General features: G+C 60.2%; 14 protein-coding genes and 4 pseudogenes. 9 read left to right on the forward strand and 9 right to left on the reverse strand.

All coding sequences use genetic code 11. The features are described from left to right. Window positions 1-2: 2 nt before the first annotated feature. Together pyk and E2F50_RS04470 are read right to left on the reverse strand one after the other, a co-directional pair. Window positions 3-1,442, reverse strand: coding sequence for a pyruvate kinase (gene pyk / locus E2F50_RS04465; protein WP_133314826.1), 1,440 nt, complete (start codon window positions 1,440-1,442; stop codon window positions 3-5). Continuing rightward, window positions 1,442-1,846 (reverse strand): annotated as a pseudogene (locus tag E2F50_RS04470) (DUF1036 domain-containing protein); the annotation flags it as partial. The gene pyk and the pseudogene E2F50_RS04470, both read right to left, overlap by 1 nt. A 261-nt stretch (window positions 1,847-2,107) precedes the next feature. On the opposite strand from E2F50_RS04470, the gene E2F50_RS04475 reads away from it, so the two are divergent. The 3 genes from E2F50_RS04475 to E2F50_RS04485 all read left to right on the forward strand — a co-directional run bounded on the left by E2F50_RS04475 (window position 2,108) and on the right by E2F50_RS04485 (window position 3,620). Continuing rightward, window positions 2,108-2,899: an N-formylglutamate amidohydrolase gene (locus tag E2F50_RS04475; protein ID WP_133314827.1), complete on the forward strand. Its 792-nt coding sequence runs from the start codon at window positions 2,108-2,110 to the stop codon at window positions 2,897-2,899. Window positions 2,900-2,922: 23 nt separating this feature from the next. After that, a complete protein-coding gene (locus tag E2F50_RS04480; RefSeq protein ID WP_425375351.1) occupies window positions 2,923-3,249 on the forward strand; it encodes a DUF1244 domain-containing protein in 327 nt (108 codons plus the stop codon). Between the two features lie 98 nt (window positions 3,250-3,347). Beyond that, window positions 3,348-3,620 carry a DUF2312 domain-containing protein gene (locus E2F50_RS04485; RefSeq protein ID WP_133314828.1) on the forward strand — a complete coding sequence of 91 codons (273 nt, stop codon included), beginning with the start codon at window positions 3,348-3,350 and terminating at the stop codon, window positions 3,618-3,620. Window positions 3,621-3,700: 80 nt separating this feature from the next. On the opposite strand, the gene E2F50_RS04490 is transcribed toward E2F50_RS04485, so the two are convergent. The 3 genes and pseudogenes from E2F50_RS04490 to E2F50_RS04495 all read right to left on the reverse strand — a co-directional run. Next, window positions 3,701-5,584 (reverse strand): peptidoglycan L,D-endopeptidase MepK, encoded by a 1,884-nt coding sequence (locus E2F50_RS04490; protein WP_245515284.1) that lies wholly within the window; start codon window positions 5,582-5,584, stop codon window positions 3,701-3,703. Window positions 5,585-5,767: 183 nt separating this feature from the next. Continuing rightward, window positions 5,768-5,974, reverse strand: a pseudogene (locus E2F50_RS23635) (helix-turn-helix domain-containing protein); the annotation flags it as partial. 179 nt (window positions 5,975-6,153) lie between these two features. Continuing rightward, a pseudogene (locus E2F50_RS04495) lies at window positions 6,154-7,339 on the reverse strand (sigma-54-dependent transcriptional regulator); the annotation flags it as partial. A gap of 203 nt (window positions 7,340-7,542) precedes the next feature. On the opposite strand from E2F50_RS04495, the gene E2F50_RS04500 reads away from it, so the two are divergent. Next, window positions 7,543-9,360: a M3 family oligoendopeptidase gene (locus E2F50_RS04500; protein ID WP_133315239.1), complete on the forward strand. Its 1,818-nt coding sequence runs from the start codon at window positions 7,543-7,545 to the stop codon at window positions 9,358-9,360. 40 nt (window positions 9,361-9,400) lie between these two features. On the opposite strand, the gene E2F50_RS04505 is transcribed toward E2F50_RS04500, so the two are convergent. The 3 genes from E2F50_RS04505 to E2F50_RS04515 form a co-directional block, all read right to left on the reverse strand. Next, window positions 9,401-9,664 (reverse strand): Atu4866 domain-containing protein, encoded by a 264-nt coding sequence (locus E2F50_RS04505; RefSeq protein ID WP_202615420.1) that lies wholly within the window; start codon window positions 9,662-9,664, stop codon window positions 9,401-9,403. 89 nt (window positions 9,665-9,753) lie between these two features. Further along, the gene (locus tag E2F50_RS04510) at window positions 9,754-10,245 is read right to left on the reverse strand and encodes a carboxymuconolactone decarboxylase family protein (RefSeq protein ID WP_133314831.1); all 492 of its coding nucleotides are present in this window, start codon (window positions 10,243-10,245) and stop codon (window positions 9,754-9,756) included. A gap of 26 nt (window positions 10,246-10,271) precedes the next feature. Continuing rightward, window positions 10,272-11,000: an SDR family oxidoreductase gene (locus E2F50_RS04515; RefSeq protein WP_133314832.1), complete on the reverse strand. Its 729-nt coding sequence runs from the start codon at window positions 10,998-11,000 to the stop codon at window positions 10,272-10,274. Between the two features lie 114 nt (window positions 11,001-11,114). Between E2F50_RS04515 and E2F50_RS04520 the strand changes: the two genes are divergently transcribed. Next, on the forward strand, window positions 11,115-12,017 hold the full coding sequence (locus tag E2F50_RS04520) for a LysR family transcriptional regulator (protein ID WP_133314833.1): 903 nt from the start codon (window positions 11,115-11,117) through the stop codon (window positions 12,015-12,017). A gap of 8 nt (window positions 12,018-12,025) precedes the next feature. Here E2F50_RS04520 and E2F50_RS04525 read toward each other — a convergent pair. Beyond that, window positions 12,026-12,139: pseudogene (locus E2F50_RS04525) on the reverse strand (SDR family oxidoreductase); the annotation flags it as partial. Window positions 12,140-12,262: 123 nt separating this feature from the next. Between E2F50_RS04525 and E2F50_RS04530 the strand changes: the two are divergent. The 4 genes from E2F50_RS04530 (at window position 12,263) to E2F50_RS04545 (ending at window position 17,524) form a co-directional block, all read left to right on the forward strand. Beyond that, a complete protein-coding gene (locus tag E2F50_RS04530; RefSeq protein WP_133314834.1) occupies window positions 12,263-13,174 on the forward strand; it encodes a heme-dependent oxidative N-demethylase family protein in 912 nt (303 codons plus the stop codon). 140 nt (window positions 13,175-13,314) lie between these two features. Beyond that, window positions 13,315-14,766: a homospermidine synthase gene (locus tag E2F50_RS04535; protein ID WP_133314835.1), complete on the forward strand. Its 1,452-nt coding sequence runs from the start codon at window positions 13,315-13,317 to the stop codon at window positions 14,764-14,766. A gap of 156 nt (window positions 14,767-14,922) precedes the next feature. Further along, on the forward strand, window positions 14,923-15,288 hold the full coding sequence (gene omp10, locus E2F50_RS04540) for an outer membrane lipoprotein Omp10 (RefSeq protein WP_133314836.1): 366 nt from the start codon (window positions 14,923-14,925) through the stop codon (window positions 15,286-15,288). Between the two features lie 211 nt (window positions 15,289-15,499). Further along, window positions 15,500-17,524 carry a 5'-nucleotidase C-terminal domain-containing protein gene (locus tag E2F50_RS04545; protein ID WP_133314837.1) on the forward strand — a complete coding sequence of 675 codons (2,025 nt, stop codon included), beginning with the start codon at window positions 15,500-15,502 and terminating at the stop codon, window positions 17,522-17,524. Window positions 17,525-17,537 lie beyond the last annotated feature (13 nt).

Below are 17,537 nucleotides of genomic sequence, written 5' to 3' on the forward strand. Positions count from 1 at the left end.
AGTCAGATACCGGTCTGTCCGTCTGCACCGATATAGGCAATCCGGATCATGTTGGTCGCTCCGGGCGTTCCCAATGGAACACCGGCCGAAATAATAATCCGGTCACCCGGACTGCCGAATCCCTCGGATACGACGATGCGGCAGGCGCGGTTCACCATGTCATCCAGGTCGGTCGCATCGTGGGTAACGACGCAATGCAGGCCCCAAACCACTGACAGGCGCCGCGCCGTCTTTATGATTGGCGAAAGCGCGATGATCGGCACCTGCGGCCGTTCGCGCGAGGCGCGCAGGCCAGTGGTTCCCGACGAAGTATAGGTGACGATTGCCGACAGCTTCAGCGTTTCGGCGATCTGGCGCGAGGCAAGTGAGATCGCGTCCGCTCCCGTCGCTTCCGGCGTGGCGCGCTGCGCATAGATGATGTTCGGATAATAGGGATCCTGCTCGACCGTATGAGCGATCGACGCCATCATAGAGACGGCTTCAACCGGATACTCGCCGGAAGCCGATTCGGCAGACAGCATGATCGCATCGGCGCCTTCGAAGACGGCAATCGACACGTCGGAGACTTCTGCGCGGGTCGGAACTGGGGCCGAGATCATTGATTCGAGCATCTGGGTCGCGACGACGACGGGCTTGCCGGCACGCCGACAGGCGCGGGTGAGTTGCTTCTGGATGCCCGGGACGGCTTCAAGCGGCATCTCGACGCCGAGGTCGCCACGCGCTACCATGACAGCATCGGAAAGCTCGATGATTTCGTCAATGCGCTCCAGCGCCTGCGGCTTTTCGATCTTCGACATGATACCGACGCGGCCGCGGGCAATCTTGCGAACTTCGGCAAGGTCTTCCGGTCGCTGCACAAACGAAAGCGCGACCCAATCGACGTCATCTGTCGCTAGCACGGCATCGAGGTCGGCGCGGTCCTTGTCCGTCAGCACGCCGACAGTCAGGATCGTATCGGGAAGGCTGACGCCCTTGCGGTCCGAAATGCTGGTACCGGCGACGACGGTGCAGACAATGCTCTTGCCATCTGCCTCGACAGCCTTCAACGCCAGCTTTCCGTCGTCGATCAATAGCCGGTCGCCGACTTTAACGGCTTCCAGGATTTCCGGATGCGGCAGGAAGACCCGGTTTTCGTCGCCCGGCTCCTGGTTGTTGTCGAGCGTGAAAGTCTGGCCCGGCTTCAGCGCCACCTTCGTATTGGCAAATTTGCCGACGCGCAGCTTGGGCCCCTGGAGATCGGCGAGGATACCGATCGGCCGTCCACTCCTGGCTTCGACAGCGCGGATCCGCTGGATCAGCGTGCGCATGGTGTCGTGGCTGGCATGGCTCATATTGATGCGGAAAAGATCGGCCCCTGCTTCATGCAGCTTCTGGATCATTTCCTCTTCGGAGGAAGCAGGTCCCAGCGTGGCAAGGATTTTAACTTTGCGGTTGCGCCTCATCAATTCTGGCCTTCTTGGGTGCCGGGCGTGTCGGAAAGCTGGACCATCCAGCTCCCCTGACGGCCCGTGTCATATTCTTTGAAGCCCATCCGCTGGAAGCCACGGGCAAAACAATCGTTGACGCCGGTAATCTTAAATTCGTTCTCAGCAACGCACATGTTGACATTGCCCGTCCAGCGGCCGCCACGCGCCGCATCCTCGGCATAAAGATAATAATATCGGGACTGCAGTTCGCCTTCAATCAGCGTCGCGCATGTGGAGGCCGGCACCTGCCACCAGCCCTCGGTGGCCCAGCCTTCGGCGGCCCGGTAGCCGATGGCGACGCCCACCAGGTTTTGGGTGCCGTTGCAGACGCGGAAATCCGCATGCGCGGCGCCGGCGGCAAACAGGGGCACACCAGCTGCAATCAATGCGGCCAGCACAGGAGCGGAGACGACAGAACTGAGATAAGCTGTGGGGGATTTTTTCGACACGGTTTCCGTCAGGACTCCATGGTTATTCGTAAGGCACTTTCTGGCGCGGCAGAGTCTGAAAGTCAACGAAAGTCTAAGCGGTTGTAGCTTCTGCCATCATGCTGCGCCTGGCTTGCGCCAGACAGTCGGACTTGCGCCCTCCCCCTGGCCTGTGCGATCACAACTTCAACCTTCACTTCAGCCGCAGCTGCAATGCAGACCTTCATTCCGTATGAAATCATAGAAGGCGATTATGACATCGGCATGGTGATCCTTGCCGACCATGCCATGAACCGCTTGCCAACCGCCTATGCCAGCCTTGGCTTGCCGCAAAGCGCCTTTGAGCGGCACATCGCCTATGACATCGGCATTGAGGCACTAACGCGGAAACTAGCTCTCCTCTTAGATATACCGGCCGTGCTAAGCTGCTTTTCGCGCCTGCTGATCGATCCGAACCGGGGCGAGGACGACCCGACGCTGATCATGAAGATCTCGGACGGCGCGATTATTCCGGGCAATCATCCGATCAGCCAGTCCGAATGGGATCATCGGGTCGACACCTATCACCGGCCCTACCATCGGGCGGTGGAGAGAACGATCGCAAAGACTGGCGCTCGCGGCCATGCGCCGCTGATCCTGTCGCTGCATTCCTTCACGCCGTTCTGGAAGCAGTTCGCACGTCCCTGGCATGCTGCCGTGCTATGGGACAGCGACAACCGCGCAGTGACGCCTCTTCTGGATTTGCTGCGCGCTCCTGGCGATATCGTCGTCGGCGACAATGAACCCTATGACGGGGCACTCAAGAACGATACCATGTACCGTCACTGCATGATGACCGGCGTGCCGCATGCGCTTCTTGAGCTGCGCCAGGATATGCTTGGCGACGAGGCAGGCATCGATGCCTGGGCGGAAAGATTGGCGCCTATCTTCAAGACGCTCAACGCCGACCCCACATTGCACGAGTACAGGATTTTTCCGTCACGCACCGGGTCCTACCCGGCCTGACGCGATTTCAGGAAGGCGCTCCCATGACCGAACCCAGCCACATCGGCGAACTCACCCAGCAGCAGCAGACGGAATTCGAGGCCGCGGCCTTCCGCCGTCTTCTCGGCCACCTGCGCGAGCGGACGGATGTCCAGAATATCGACCTGATGAACCTTGCGGGCTTTTGCCGCAACTGCCTGTCCAACTGGTATCAGGAAGCTGCCGGCCAAGCGGGTGTCGAGATCAGCAAGGATGACTCCCGGCGCATAGTCTATGGCATGTCTTACGACGAATGGAGAAATCTCCACCAGTCGGATGCTTCTGACGCACAAAAGGCCGCATTCGAAGTCAACAAGCCGGCTCATGGTTGATGGATCGATCACCGGGGCCGGCGATTTGACTTGACCTTACCGCCACTTTTCGGCAGTTGACCAGAACTCACTCAAAGTTACACGATTAGGAGGCACCGATGTCTGATGCTCATGGCGTCGCCCGCGACCAGCTTCGCGCATTTATCGAGCGCATTGAAAGACTGGAAGAAGAAAAGAAGACTATTGCTGACGACATCAAGGATGTCTACGGCGAAGCCAAGGGCATGGGCTACGATACCAAGATCATGAAAAAGGTCATCGCCCTGCGCAAGAAGGATGACCAGGAGCGGATGGAAGAGGACCTGATCCTCGACACCTATCTGCAAGCGCTTGGAATGATCGAGGGCCCGGCCGAACAAGACGCCGCCTGATCCGACTGAAGAACAGTTCAACAAAAACCCGCCGGAAACGGCGGGTTTTTTCATCACCGGAAAACGATATATGACCGATTTCAGTTGTTGGGGCCGCTGAAGCGGTTCGGATCGATCGCAACCGTCGCGGCCACCGGCTTGAAGCCTCCGCCCGCATAAGCAGCCGAATATTCGCCGTTCAAGGTCCGGCTGACCACCCGCGGCGCCTTCATCGAAGCGGCTGCATCCGGGCGGTTATTGTTCAGTGCCCATTTCGCGAGCGCCTCGCCGGTCAAGCCATTGCCATTAGCGCTCGGCGCTGCAGGCGCAGGTCTGCTGCCACGTGTGCCTTTCGAGGGAATGCCGGCTGCCGATGCGGCCGCGGCTTTCGGAGCGTCGAAGCCATCACCGAACTGCATGGTTTTGGACGTCGGCTGAATGATCTTGGGCGTGATCGCTGCGGTCTCGACAGGCCGCTGCGCTGGGATCGGCTGACGCTGCGGCACAGACGCGGCGGCGAGCTGCGGTACTGACGGCTGGACCGGAGGCGCAACGGCCGGACGCGTCGCTTCGACGCTTTGCGAAAGGGCTGCGACCAGCGCCGGCGTCAAGCTCTGCTGGTCCTGCACTTTGGCCGCGAGGGTTATGCCGGTTGCCGGCCGATGCGACGGAAGCGGAATGGAGCCGATGTTTTCCGGCGGCAAGGGCATGGGCGCCGCCGAAGCCGTCAAGATATTCGCTTCGGCATCGCCCTTGAACCCGCGTGGCCCGAGAAGCGTCGGAACCGGAATGGCGTACCCGGAAAGGTCGGCAAAGCTTTCGCCGGCAGGCAGAGCGTTGTTGATCGGAGCTGACGCCTGCATGGCGAGAGCTTCCTGAGCCGGATTACGCGACTGCGAATAGAGTGCCGTTGCCAGGCCGCCCGGGCCGGAATCCGAACGGAAGCTTGGCCGCGACAATGGTACTGGTGCGATGATATTTTGCGACGGTTGCGGTTCTGCCAAAGCAACAGCGACAGGAGCCACATCCGCACCCACCGGTTCCGGCGCAGGTTTAGCCGGTAGTGTCGGCTTGGCGGGCAAGGCCGGGCGCTCTGCCACGACAGGCGCCGTGCTCTCGACGTTATCTTCTTCCTCGTCCGCGCCGCCGCCACCAAAGAGCATGGCCAGCAGATTGGGCCGTTTTCTTTCGGTGCTATCGCCACGGATGCGACCACCTGCCGTGCTGGCAATCTGGATCGAATCGCTGCTGACCCGCTTCTTGTAATCCATCATGGCCTGCTCGTAACCAGGCAATGGCTTGCCGTCGGCGGGAAGATGGATCGTGTTGCCGTTCGGGAATATCTGAACCAGCTCCTGGCGTGTCATGCGCGGCCAGGCGCGTACTCCACCGACGTCCAGATGCACGAATGGCGAACCGGATGTCGGATAATAGCCGACGCCGCCGACCTGCATCTGCATGGCAAGACCGCGCAATGTCGAGAGCTTCACGCCCGGGATATAGAAATCCATGGCCTTGCCGAGCATGTGCTGGCTGTTCTTGGCAACGCCGGTAGTGCGCGAACGGGTGCGCAGCATGCCGTTGGTTTCCGGCGAGCGGAAGGCCGAGACGACGTGGATGTAATCCGTGGCACCGCTGCGCCTATAGACTTCCCAGACCAGGTCGAACAGGCGGGGATCCATCTTGGTTGGCTGGTTGCGACGCCAGTCGCGCAGGAACTCGTTGATCTGCGCCAGACCTTTTTGATCGAATCGACCATTGCGCTTGAAGGTGATCACTGCCTTTTCGCCCGTATGGACGAAGTAAAGCTTCAGGGTCCGATCTTCGGCAGACGCCGCTGTGGCAGAGAAGGAGAGAACCGGCAGCGTCGCGAGGAGCAGCAGGACGAGACCGACCATACGCTTGGCGAGCGCCGCTGGTATTCCAGCATAAAGGCGGCCTTCTTGAACGCCCGAGGGCGCTTCTTTTGCATTGAAATCCGGCAAAACGATCCCCGTCCTGTAGACAACACCCTCGTTGTCTCATTGACTGCCAAATGCGGTAACAGCATGGCAAATGAGCCACACCCGCACAAGCTCTTCTCCTATAGTCAATAACCCACTAACGGAAGATTGACAAAGGGTGACAGAGGATCCTTGCCCGAAAGTTACTTTACTCATACGAAATATTCACGCGGCTTCCTTCAGCGGATCATCCGGATCGATGCCGTAATCCTTGAGTTTTCGATAGAGCGTCGAGCGTCCGATCCCGAGTTTGCGGGCGACCTGGCTCATCTGACCGCGGTAGAACTTCAATGCAAACCGGATCAGCTCCTCTTCCACATCCGCGAGTTTGCGCACCTCGCCGGCATCGTCCGTGCTGGCAATAAGGTTCTCAGCCGCCGGATAAGCGGCGGCAAGCAGCGCCTTTGCGTCAGGCCTGCCAGCACGGACCCTATCGTTGTTCGCAAAAACAGGCGAATCGGCAAGCGCTTCACGCACCGCATGTTCGGAGGCCGAACCGAACGTCGCCGGAGCGTTCGACACCGCAGATCCGGCAAGCTCCGAGCTGCGGAAATCGGGTAGCTGCGCGGCAATTTGCGGGAAATCGTCGGCCGTCAGTTCATCGCCCTGAGCCAGCACGACGGCGCGGAAGATCGCGTTTTCGAGCTGGCGGATGTTGCCCGGCCAGTCATAGGCGGTCAGCAATGCCATGGCGCTGGCATTGATCGTGACCGCCTTCGGCAATTTCTGCTCCACCGAAAAGCGTTCCGCGAAAACGCGTGCCAGATGCGGCACGTCTTCCTTGCGCCGGCGCAACGCTGGAATGGTGATCGGGAACACATTGAGGCGGTAATAGAGGTCTTCGCGGAAGCGGCCCGCGCGCACTTCCTCGATCAGGTCCTTGTTGGTGGCCGAAATCAGCCGCACATTAACCTTTTGCACCTTGCCGGCGCCGACCGTTTCGATCTCGCCCTGCTGGACCGCCCGCAAAAGCTTGACCTGGACTTCCAGCGGCAGGTCGCCGATCTCGTCGAGGAAAAGGGTTCCGCCGTCGGCTTCAACAAATTTGCCGGTATGCCGTTCCGAAGCGCCGGTAAAGGCTCCCTTTTCATGCCCGAATAGGATGCTTTCGACGAGGTTGTGCGGAATAGCTCCGCAGTTGACGGTGATGAACGGCTTGCCGGCGCGGTCGCTGCCTGACTGAATGGCCCGCGCGACCATTTCCTTACCGACGCCCGACTCCCCCTCAAGCACAACGGGAATGATGGAATGGGCGGCTCGCTGGGCAAGGTCGATGACCCGCAGCATGTCCGGGCTTGCCGAAACAATGTCATTGAAGCCGATGGCACCAGTGCGCCGTCGGACCGCCCGCGCCTTGGTTTCCTTCTGGTCGAGCTTCAGGGCATTGGCGACCGAAGCGGCGATACGCTCAGGCGAAACCGGCTTGACGACGAAATCGAAGGCACCAGCCCGCATGGCCTCGACCACCGTTTCGATGCCGCCCTGCCCCGTCTGGACGATGACCGGCGTATTGATGCCCATGCCGCGGATGGCAGCGAGAAACGACAGGCCATCCATTTCCGGCATCATCAGGTCGAGCACGATGACGTTGATGACGCCGCTGCTATTCTTCAGGAACTCGAGGCCGACGCGGCCGTTTTCCGCCAGATGCGCCGTGTAACCATGGCGTTCCACTGCATTCTTCAGCAAACGACGCTGAATTGGATCGTCATCGACAACTAGGATGTGCGCCATCATGCTCGGCTCCCGCAACGTTCATCGTGCACCCATTCTGGGCCCTTATCTGGCTGGTTGTGCCAGACAGGCTTGAACATCCTCTTTTGAGAAAAGCTTGCATTTTAACGGCTGCCGATGAAAACAGGCCGTCACATCCGGACCATGGATTTTGAGAGGAAAAGAGAATGAAACGATCGGATTCCTTGTCTCCGCGGCTATTGTCGATGGGAACGGCCGGAGCAGCCGCCGAACCGGCACTGGGCAGTCTTCCGGTCTGGAAACTCACCGACCTTTACCCGTCTAAGGACGCTCCTGAATTCACTGCCGACCTCGAAAAGGCAGCGCAGCTCTCGCTCGCTTTCGAACAAAAGTGGAAGGGCAAGCTGGCCGAGGCAGCCACGAAGACCGGCGCAGACGGCATCGGCACGGCGCTGAAGCAATATGAGGCACTAGACGATCTTCTGGGCAAGATCGGCTCGTTTGCTGGCCTCACCTACTTCGCCGACACATCGAGCCCCGCAAACGGCAAGTTCTATGGAGACGTCCAGGCCAAGCTCACCGACCTTTCCTCGCATCTGCTCTTCTTCGCACTGGAACTCAACCGCATCGATGACGCAGCGATGGACGCCTGCATGGTGCGCGATCCGGCCGCCGGACATTATCGACCCTGGATCGTTGACCTCAGAAAGGACAAGCCCTTCCAGCTCGACGACAAGCTGGAACAGCTCTTCCTCGAGAAGTCGATGACCTCGGCTGCTGCCTTCAACCGTCTGTTCGACGAGACCATGGCCGAGCTGCGTTTCGAGGTGGACGGCGAGAAGCTTCCGCTTGAGATCACCCTTAACATGCTGCAGGAGCCGGCGCCGGAAACTCGCGCCAAGGCGGCAGCGGCGCTTTCCAAGACCTTTGGCGACAACATGCGTGTCTTCACGCTGATCACCAATACGCTCGCCAAGGACAAGGAAATCTCCGATCGCTGGCGCGGCTTCCACGACATTGCCGATTCACGCCACCTCGCCAACCGCGTCGAGCGGGAAGTGGTGGATGCATTGGCGGCCGCTGTTCAGGAGGCTTATCCGCGTCTGTCGCACCGTTATTACGCGATGAAAGCGAAGTGGCTCGGCATGGAGCAGCTCAACTATTGGGATCGCAATGCGCCACTGCCGGAAACACCGAACGCGCTGATCCCGTGGTCGGAGGCGAGAGACACGGTCCTCTCCGCTTATCGCGGCTTCGCCCCCGAAATGGCCGAGATCGCCGGCCGTTTCTTTGACGAGGAATGGATCGACGCCCCTGCGCGACCCGGAAAGGCGCCCGGCGCCTTTGCCCATCCAACCGTGCCGTCGGCGCATCCTTACGTGCTCGTCAACTATATGGGCAAGCCGCGCGACGTGATGACGCTTGCCCACGAACTCGGGCACGGCGTGCATCAGGTGCTGGCCGGCGGCCAGGGCGCGCTGATGTGCCAGACGCCGCTGACGCTCGCCGAAACGGCTTCGGTGTTTGGTGAAATGCTGACCTTCCGCTCGCTTCTGGAGAAGACCACGGACCGGCGCGAGCGCAAGGCCATGCTGGCCCAGAAGGTCGAGGACATGATCAACACGGTCGTGCGCCAGATCGCCTTCTACCAGTTCGAACGCAAGCTTCACGAAGCGCGCAAGCAGGGCGAGCTGACGGCCGAGCAAATCGGCGAACTCTGGCTGTCCGTACAGGGCGAGAGCCTTGGTCCGGCAATCAAGATTTCAGAAGGCTACGAGACCTGGTGGGCCTATATCCCCCATTTCATCCACTCGCCCTTCTACGTCTACGCCTATGCCTTCGGCGATTGCCTGGTGAACTCGCTCTATGCGGTCTACCAAAATGCCGCGCCAGGCTTTCAGGAGAAGTATTTCGAACTGCTCAAGGCCGGCGGCACCAAGCACCACTCGGAGCTGCTGAAGCCCTTCAGCCTCGATGCCACCGACCCCTCCTTCTGGTCTAAGGGCCTGTCCATGATTGAAGGCTTGATCAACGAGTTGGAGGCGCTGGATCAGAACGCTTAACGACAGCTCGAACAGCGGGCATCAAGCCCGGCGTCGTAAGTCAATTTTCCCGGTACAATATCATCCCGGCGTGATGCAGCACGCCGTCGATGAAGTCGCCGTCGGCGGTGAAGCCGGTGTCGTCCCAGTAGTCAATATGATTGCCGGTCACGACATAGCGGCCCTGGTAGGCGCTTTTCCGCGTGCCGCGTGCTTCGTCATAGCGGCCGTTCGGCAAGAGCTCGTGACGGATCCGTCCGTCGGCGGTTACCCACATGCCGATATAGGGGTGGGTCTGGTTATCGATCTGGGTCTGGCTGTCCATCTTGTCCTCCGCTCTGGCGAAATGCGTCAAGGTACCTAGCCACGTGGTGGCGATGATAATGATGACGACGATTAATCTGAGAGGGTCCCTCATGGCCGTTGCTCCGAGGGTTGGCGACCGGCCGGGCGACGTCGCTCTGCGAACAATTCCGCCAGCACCTGGGATGCGGCTATGGCCTTCGGGAAGCCAGCGGGTACCGTCACCATATAGATGACTTCCTTGAGCTCCTCTTCCGTCACGCCGATGTTGAGCGCATAGCCGGCATGGACTTTCATGTAGGTTCGCTCGCCGATGGCAGCGAAGGCGGCAACCGCGGCCAGTTGGCGGGTGCGCCTGTCGAGCCCAGGCCGCGACCACACATCGCCCAGCGCATAAGCCTCTGTAGCTTCGGCAAGGAAGGGAAATTCCTGCCGCATCCCCTCCAGATTCGGCTGGCTCATGCCATTGTTCAAATCGTGGATCACGGCTGCACCGCGCTCCCGCCTTTCCTCGGTGGTCTGGGCAAGGCCGGCATCCGGCACGAAGCCGAGCGCTATGACGGCGCCTGTGGCGGCAATCTGGGATCGTATCTGCTGTAACATGATAAGCTCCTCCTTGTTGGAAGCAGTCAGTTTGCGGATCTTGTAGGGCGCACGACGATCTCGTTGACGTCGACATCCTCCGGCTGCTCGATCGCGAAACGAACAGCTCTGGCGATGGCACTCGGCTGCAAGGCGATGGCGCGGTAGGCCTTCATGCCTTCCGCAGCGACCGGATCGGTGATGGTATTCGCGAGTTCGCTTTCGACGACGCCGGGATGGATGCAGGTGACGCGAAGGTCGTCCCGCTCCTGCCGCAGCCCGTCCGAGATCGCCCTGACGGCATATTTCGTGGCGCAATAGACGGCGGCCGTCGGCACCACCTGAAGCGCTCCTATGGACGCGATATTGATGATATGGCCGGAGCCCCGCGCTGTCATTTCCGGCAGAACGGCCGCAATGCCGTAGAGCACGCCCTTAATATTGACGTCGACCATGCGGTCCCATTCATCGACCTTGAGCGATGCCATCGGCGACAAGGGCATAAGCCCGGCATTGTTGATCATAACGTCCACTCGTCCGTATTCTTGGCGGGCAGTATCGGCAAAGGCTGCAACATCCGCCCGATCGGTGACATCGAGCCTGCGGGTCAGCACCTTGCCGCCCTGCGCCCGCAACTCTTCCGCCAGTTCGTCGAGCCGGTCGGTCCGCCGAGCGCCCAGCGCCACCTTGGCGCCAGCCGCAGAGAGCTCCCGGGCTATGCCGGCACCGATACCGCTTGATGCACCGGTGATGAGGACGACTTTATCCATGGTCATGACTTCTCCTTTTTGGATCGTGACACCGCCGAAGCAGTTGCCACAGAGATAGAACACCGCCATTGTTGTGATAAGCCGATGATTGGTTCACATACTGGAAAGCATTGCTAACCAATGGTTCCCGACCTTAATTCTCTTGCGACTTTTCTTCTCGTGGCGGAGGAGCGCAGTTTTCGCGCCGCAGCCGATCGCATGGGCGTGACCCGGTCGGCTGTCAGCCAGACCATTCGGCGGCTGGAGGAAAATCTCAGCATCGCGCTGGTGCAGCGAACGACGCGAAGTGTCAGCCTGACCGAGGCCGGCGAGCGGCTTTATGGCGAAGTCGCACCGGCGCTTGGAGAAATGCAGGCGGCACTGGAACGGACCGGCAGCCTGAGCGGCCATCCAAGCGGGCAGTTGCGGCTCGCTGTCTCGTCGATTGCCGAAAGCTTCTTGTCAGGCACCCTGCTGGCAGCCTTTGCCGAAGCCTATCCGGAGGTGAAGTTTCATATCACCGTGACGGACGAGGAATTCGACATTGTCGCCGAAGGATATGATGCGGGCGTCAGACTCGGCGAAGTAATTGCGCAGGACATGATCGCCGTCCCCGTTTCCGGCGAGCAGCGGCAATTGGCGGTCGCCTCGCCAGATTATCTTGCACGCTTCGGTTCACCGTCCCATCCACGCGAGCTGGCCGCCCGTCGCTGCATCGGCTGGCGGTCGGGACCGCATGTCGCGCCTTACCGGTGGGAGTTTGCAGAGGATGGGCCGGATGGGCGCAAGGACTTCGCAGTCGCCGTTGCGGACACGATCACCACCACGGACATGACCTTGATGATCCGGCTCGCCGTTGCCGGCGCGGGCATCACCTTCGGCATGGAGGAAAGCTTCCGGCCCTTTATCGAACGCGGTGAATTGGTGCCGGTTCTGGAAGAGTTCTGCCCGCGTTTTCCCGGCTTCTACCTTTACTATCCGAACCGCCGCAACATGGCACCAAAACTTCGCGCCCTGATCGACCATCTGCGGCGCCCGAAATAGGTGCCGCCCTACTGCGGCGGCTGTCCGTTGGAAGCGGAAATGCCGCCATCGACCCGAAGATTGACGCCGGTGACGAAGCGGGCGTCGGCGCTTGCCAGGAAGGCGATGACCGGCGCGATATCCTCAGCTTCATTCAAATCGGGTCGACCAGACCAGAAAAGGACAGCCGCTACAGGTGAAGGTTCCGCGTCCGCGGGCAATGCTGCTATGCTGCTTCTGCCAACCGAACCGATACCCGAACGACTATGAAAAACCTTGCCTACACCCCTTACGATGGCTCCAGCCAGCCGTTCACGATCGGCCTGCAGCAGCTCGATCCAAGCCGGTGGATCGAGCCGGACGACGACTTGGCCTATCATCTGGCGGAAAAGAAGAGACTCCTTGCGGAACACGGGGCAAAGATATTCCTGGCAGAGCCGGGCATGCAAACGGCCCAGCAGGAAATCCTCGACGAGATGGCTGCCTACCTTGCCGCCAATCATCCAAGACACTACCGCCGCCACGGCGAGCTGATGACGATGGCGGGCCACACCGTCGACCTCCGCGATCAGACGCTTGCGCCACTCCTGCGTGCCGGGCTTCTGGTCCAGGACGACCTCGTCATCATGCGCAAGGGCGACAACGGATGGCGTATCGCGGCCGCTTTTCTAGCCTTTCCTTCGTCCTGTTCGCTCACCGAAAAATTCGGCAAGGTTATGGACGAGGTACATGCGCCGGTGCCTGACTTCCATGCCGGAAGCCGCAATGCGGACCTCATCAACCGCATGTTCGACAACCTGTCGCCAGCCCGTTTCGTGGTGCGTTGGAACTGGTCGGTCAACTGGGGCTATGAGCTTTACCGTCCTGCCGCTCAGCCAGCTTCCGAGATAAAAGCCGCGCCGCCGGAAGATACCTACCTGCGCATTGAGCGCCAGACGCTGCGCAAGATGCCCGTTTCCGGCGACATCCTTTTCACAATCCGTATCTATCTTGACCCGGTGAAAACGATTCTGGCGCAGCCGAATGCCAAAGAGCTTGCCGCTTCCCTGGCCGATCAGCTCGAGGCGTTAAGTGTAGACCAAGCTGTCTACAAAAGTCTGCTCGCCAAGCGCAGCGAGCTGATCGGCCATTTGCGCCATGGAATCGGAGCCGTTAGCCCGACAAAATCCGGCGCTTGAGTGGCAACCGCCCTTGGCAGGCTCTTTATTGTGACGAAGTTTTATGATCTAGAGCGGCGCGAATTGCGCTTGCGCAGCAAATTTCGATCACCGCCGAAGAAGCGGGTAGCGGCTTCAAAAGCCGATCCAAGGAGAGATAGATGGCAGAAACAAATTATCCGGTTCATGGCGAGATCACCGGCCCGATCGTGATGATCGGCTTCGGCTCGATCGGTCGCGGCACGTTGCCGCTCATCGAACGCCATTTCAAGTTCGACAAGAGCCGGATGGTGGTCATCGACCCGCGTGAAGAGCCCTCCGACATGGAGATCCTCAAGAAGCATGGCGTCCGGCACATCAAGGAATACGTCACCAAGGAGAACTACAAGGAACTCCTGAAGCCCCTCCTGACCGAAGGCGAAGGTCAGGGCTTCTGCGTCAACCTTTCGGTCGACACCGGCTCGCTCGATCTGATGAAGCTCTGCCGCAAGCTCGACGTCCTCTATATCGATACCGTTGTGGAGCCCTGGCTCGGCTTCTACTTTGACAAGAACATGAAGAATTCCGAGCGCACCAATTATGCGCTGCGCGAAACCGTGCGCAAGGAAAAGGCTAAGAACCCGGGCGGCGCAACGGCCGTTTCCACCTGCGGCGCCAATCCGGGCATGGTCTCCTGGTTCGTTAAGCAGGCGCTGGTGAACCTCGCCAACGACACCGGCATGAAGTTCGAACAACCTGATCAGCACGACCGCGAAGGCTGGGCCAAGCTGATGAAGAAGCTGGGCGTCAAGGGCGTCCACATTGCTGAGCGCGATACCCAGCGCACCAAGAACCCGAAGCCGCTCAACGTCTTCTGGAACACCTGGTCGGTGGAAGGCTTCATTTCCGAAGGCATGCAGCCGGCCGAACTCGGCTGGGGCACCCATGAGGAATGGATGCCGAAAAACGCCAAGACGCACAAGAAAGGTTCACAGGCCGCCATTTATCTGGAGCAGCCAGGTGCTAATACCCGTGTGCGCACCTGGTGCCCGACGCCCGGCCCGCAATACGGCTTCCTCGTCACCCACAACGAGTCGATTTCGATCGCCGATTATTTCACTGTGCGCGACAAGGACGGCGAAGTCAGCTTCCGTCCGACCTGCCATTATGCCTATCATCCCGCCAATGACGCCGTGCTTTCCTTGCACGAAATGTTCGGCAATGGCGGCAACCCGCAGCCTGTCCACCACGTGCTCGACGAGAATGAACTGGTCGACGGCGTCGATGAACTCGGCGTGCTTCTGTATGGCCACGAAAAGAACGCCTACTGGTTCGGTTCGCGCCTGTCGCTCGAAGAAACCCGCCGCATTGCACCTTACCAGAACGCTACCGGCCTGCAGGTGACATCCGCCGTCTTGGCCGGCATGGTTTATGCGCTGGAAAACCCGACGGCCGGCATCGTGGAAGCCGACGAGATCGATTACAAGCGCTGCTTGGAAGTGCAGCTACCCTATCTTGGCCCTGTCGAAGGCCATTACACAGACTGGACGCCGCTCGAAGGGCGCCCGGGCCTTTTCCCGGAGGATATCGACGAGAGCGATCCGTGGCAGTTCAGGAACATCCTGGTCCGCTAGGCTCCAGAAATCTAGGAACTCTGAGCGCCCGCCGTCAAGCGGGCGTCTTCTCAAGGAAACGAGGCCGGCGGCGTGTTAAATGCAGTTCGCTTGCCTTATAAGGCCCGAGGCGCCATGTTTCGGATGGCCGGACGATCGAATTGCGGGAGATTGATCATGAAATTGAAACTGGGCTTCGCGCTCATCGCCGCTGCAAGCCTTACGGCTTGCGTTTCTTCGCCGCCGCCACGCCAGGTTTCCTCAATGCCTTCTCAGCCCCAGGGTGTTGAAGGCAATTGGGTCGATCCGAACGGCATCGTCTCGTCGTTCCAGGGCGGCACCTTCAACACACGCGCCAGCGACAGCAATGCCCTGCTTGCCAGCGGCACTTATGTCAGCCTGTCCCCGACACTGGTCGAAATCAACATGACCTCGCTGGTGCGCAAGACGCAGTCGCGTGTTAATTGTTCGCTCGCATCGCCAAGCCAGCTGAACTGCACGCAGGATACCGGAGCGCAATTCTCGCTTACCCGCCGCAGCTGAAGTCACTCTTCCCGGCAGTTTCGAGACCCCGCTTCGGCGGGGTTTTTGCGTTGAAGCTAACGCAAGCGGTGTGCAGACTGCCTGTCATATTTCCCTTGAAACCGGCTTTGCTTGATGAAAGCATGCGCTGCACAAAGATTGTCACGGTGGGACGCTAGAACAATCGAAGCGAGGCGGCGGCAAGCCGACCGGAATAACAGGAGAGAGACAGATGATGAAGACCTTGAGACTGGGCTTGCTGGCAGCGTCGGCCATGGCTCTTTCAAGCGGCGTTGCATTTGCAGACTTCGAGCTGAATATCCTGCACATCAACGACTTCCACTCGCGTATCGAGTCCATCAACAAGACTGACTCGACCTGCTCTCCCGAAGAGGAAGGCAAGAACGAATGCTTCGGCGGCGCCGCCCGACTGCTCACCGCCATCAACCAGACCCGCGATGGCCTGAAATCTCAGAACAAGAACGTGCTTCTGCTGAACGGCGGCGACAATTTCCAGGGCTCCCTCTTCTACACGACCTATAAGGGCGCGACGGAAGCCGAAGTGCTGAACGCCATGAAATTCGACGCGATGACCGTCGGCAATCACGAATTCGACGACAGCGACGACGTGCTGGCGACCTTCCTGGACAAGGTCCAATTCCCGGTCGTGACCGCCAATGTGACACCCGCCGCGGCGGCAAAGATCGGCGACCGCATCAAGCCGTCGATCGTCCTCGATGTCGCCGGGCAGAAGGTGGGCATTGTCGGTGCAGTCACCAATGATACGCCCGAAATCGCTAATCCGGGGCCTAATATCACCATCACGGACGATGTTGCCAAGATCACCGAGGCCGTCCAGGCGCTGAAGGCGCAGGGCGTCAACAAGATCATCGCGCTGACGCATGTCGGCTACCCCCGCGACCTTTCGGCGATCGCCAAGATCGCCGATGTGGACGTGGTCGTCGGTGGCCATAGCCACACGCTTTTGTCCAACGTGGTCAAGGGTGCGGAAGGTCCGTATCCGACTTGGGTAGACAATCCGGCCGGCTACAAGGTGCCGGTGGTCCAGGCCTTCCAGTATTCCCGCTATCTCGGCGATCTGAAAGTCGTGTTCGATGATGCGGGCGTCGTAAAGCAGGCGGACGGAGAGCCGATCCTCGTCGATTCCAAATTCCAGCCCGACCCGGCCCTGGTTGCCCGCATCAACGAGCTGAAGGCGCCGATCGAAGAGCTGAAGAAGAAGGTCGTCGGTTCGACGGACGCGCTGATCGACGGCGATCGCAAGATTTGCCGGGCCAAGGAATGCTCCATGGGCAACCTGCTGGCCGATGCGCAGCTCGACCGCGTCAAGGGCCAGGGCATCACCATCTCGATCCAGAATGGCGGCGGCCTGCGTGCGCCGATCGATGCCGGCGAGATTACCATGGGCGAGGTCCTGACCGTTCTGCCTTTCCAGAACACCCTCGCCACGTTCCAGCTCAAGGGCGCCGATCTCGTCACGGCGCTTGAAAACGGCGTCAGCCAGATCGACGACGGCGGCGGACGCTTCCCGCAGGTTGCCGGCATGAAATATTCCTTCGACAAGTCGAAACCGGTCGGCAGCCGCATCAGCGACGTTCAGGTCAAGGAAGGCGATGCCTTCGTAGCGCTCGATCCAACCAAGACCTATGGGATCGTCACCAATAATTACGTGCGCGGCGGCGGCGACGGATACAAGATCTTTGCGACCAATGCCCAGAACGCCTACGACTTCGGTCCCAATCTCGAACAGGCGGTCGCCGACTATCTGACCGCCCACAATCCCTATAAGCCCTATACGGACGGCCGCATCACCGATCTGACACCGGCAGGCTATGTACCGCCGGCCAAGCCGGCTCCGGCTGCACCACCCGCGCCGGCTGCAGCGGCTCCTGCAGCCCCTGCCCCATCCACCACGGCTCAGGCTCCGGCTGCGCCGGCAACACCCGCTCCCGCTCCGGCAACACCGGCTCCCGCAGCCATGCCTGCTCCTCCGGCTCCCACAGCACAGGGACCGGCAACGACGACAGCACCCGCTCCCGTTGAGGCCGAAGGTCAGACGACGCCACCGGCGGCAGGTCCCAGCAAGTATACGGTCGTCAAGGGCGACTCGCTGTGGAAGATCGCCGAGAGCACCTATGGCGATGGCGAGCAGTGGACGAAGATCGCCAAGGCCAACCCTCTGCGGGACCCGGACGTCATCCAGGTCGGCGCGGAATTGGACCTGCCGGCGAAGTAAGCGCTGCCTCGGA

Source organism: Rhizobium deserti (assembly GCF_004358025.1).
GTDB lineage: Bacteria > Pseudomonadota > Alphaproteobacteria > Rhizobiales > Rhizobiaceae > Neorhizobium > Neorhizobium deserti.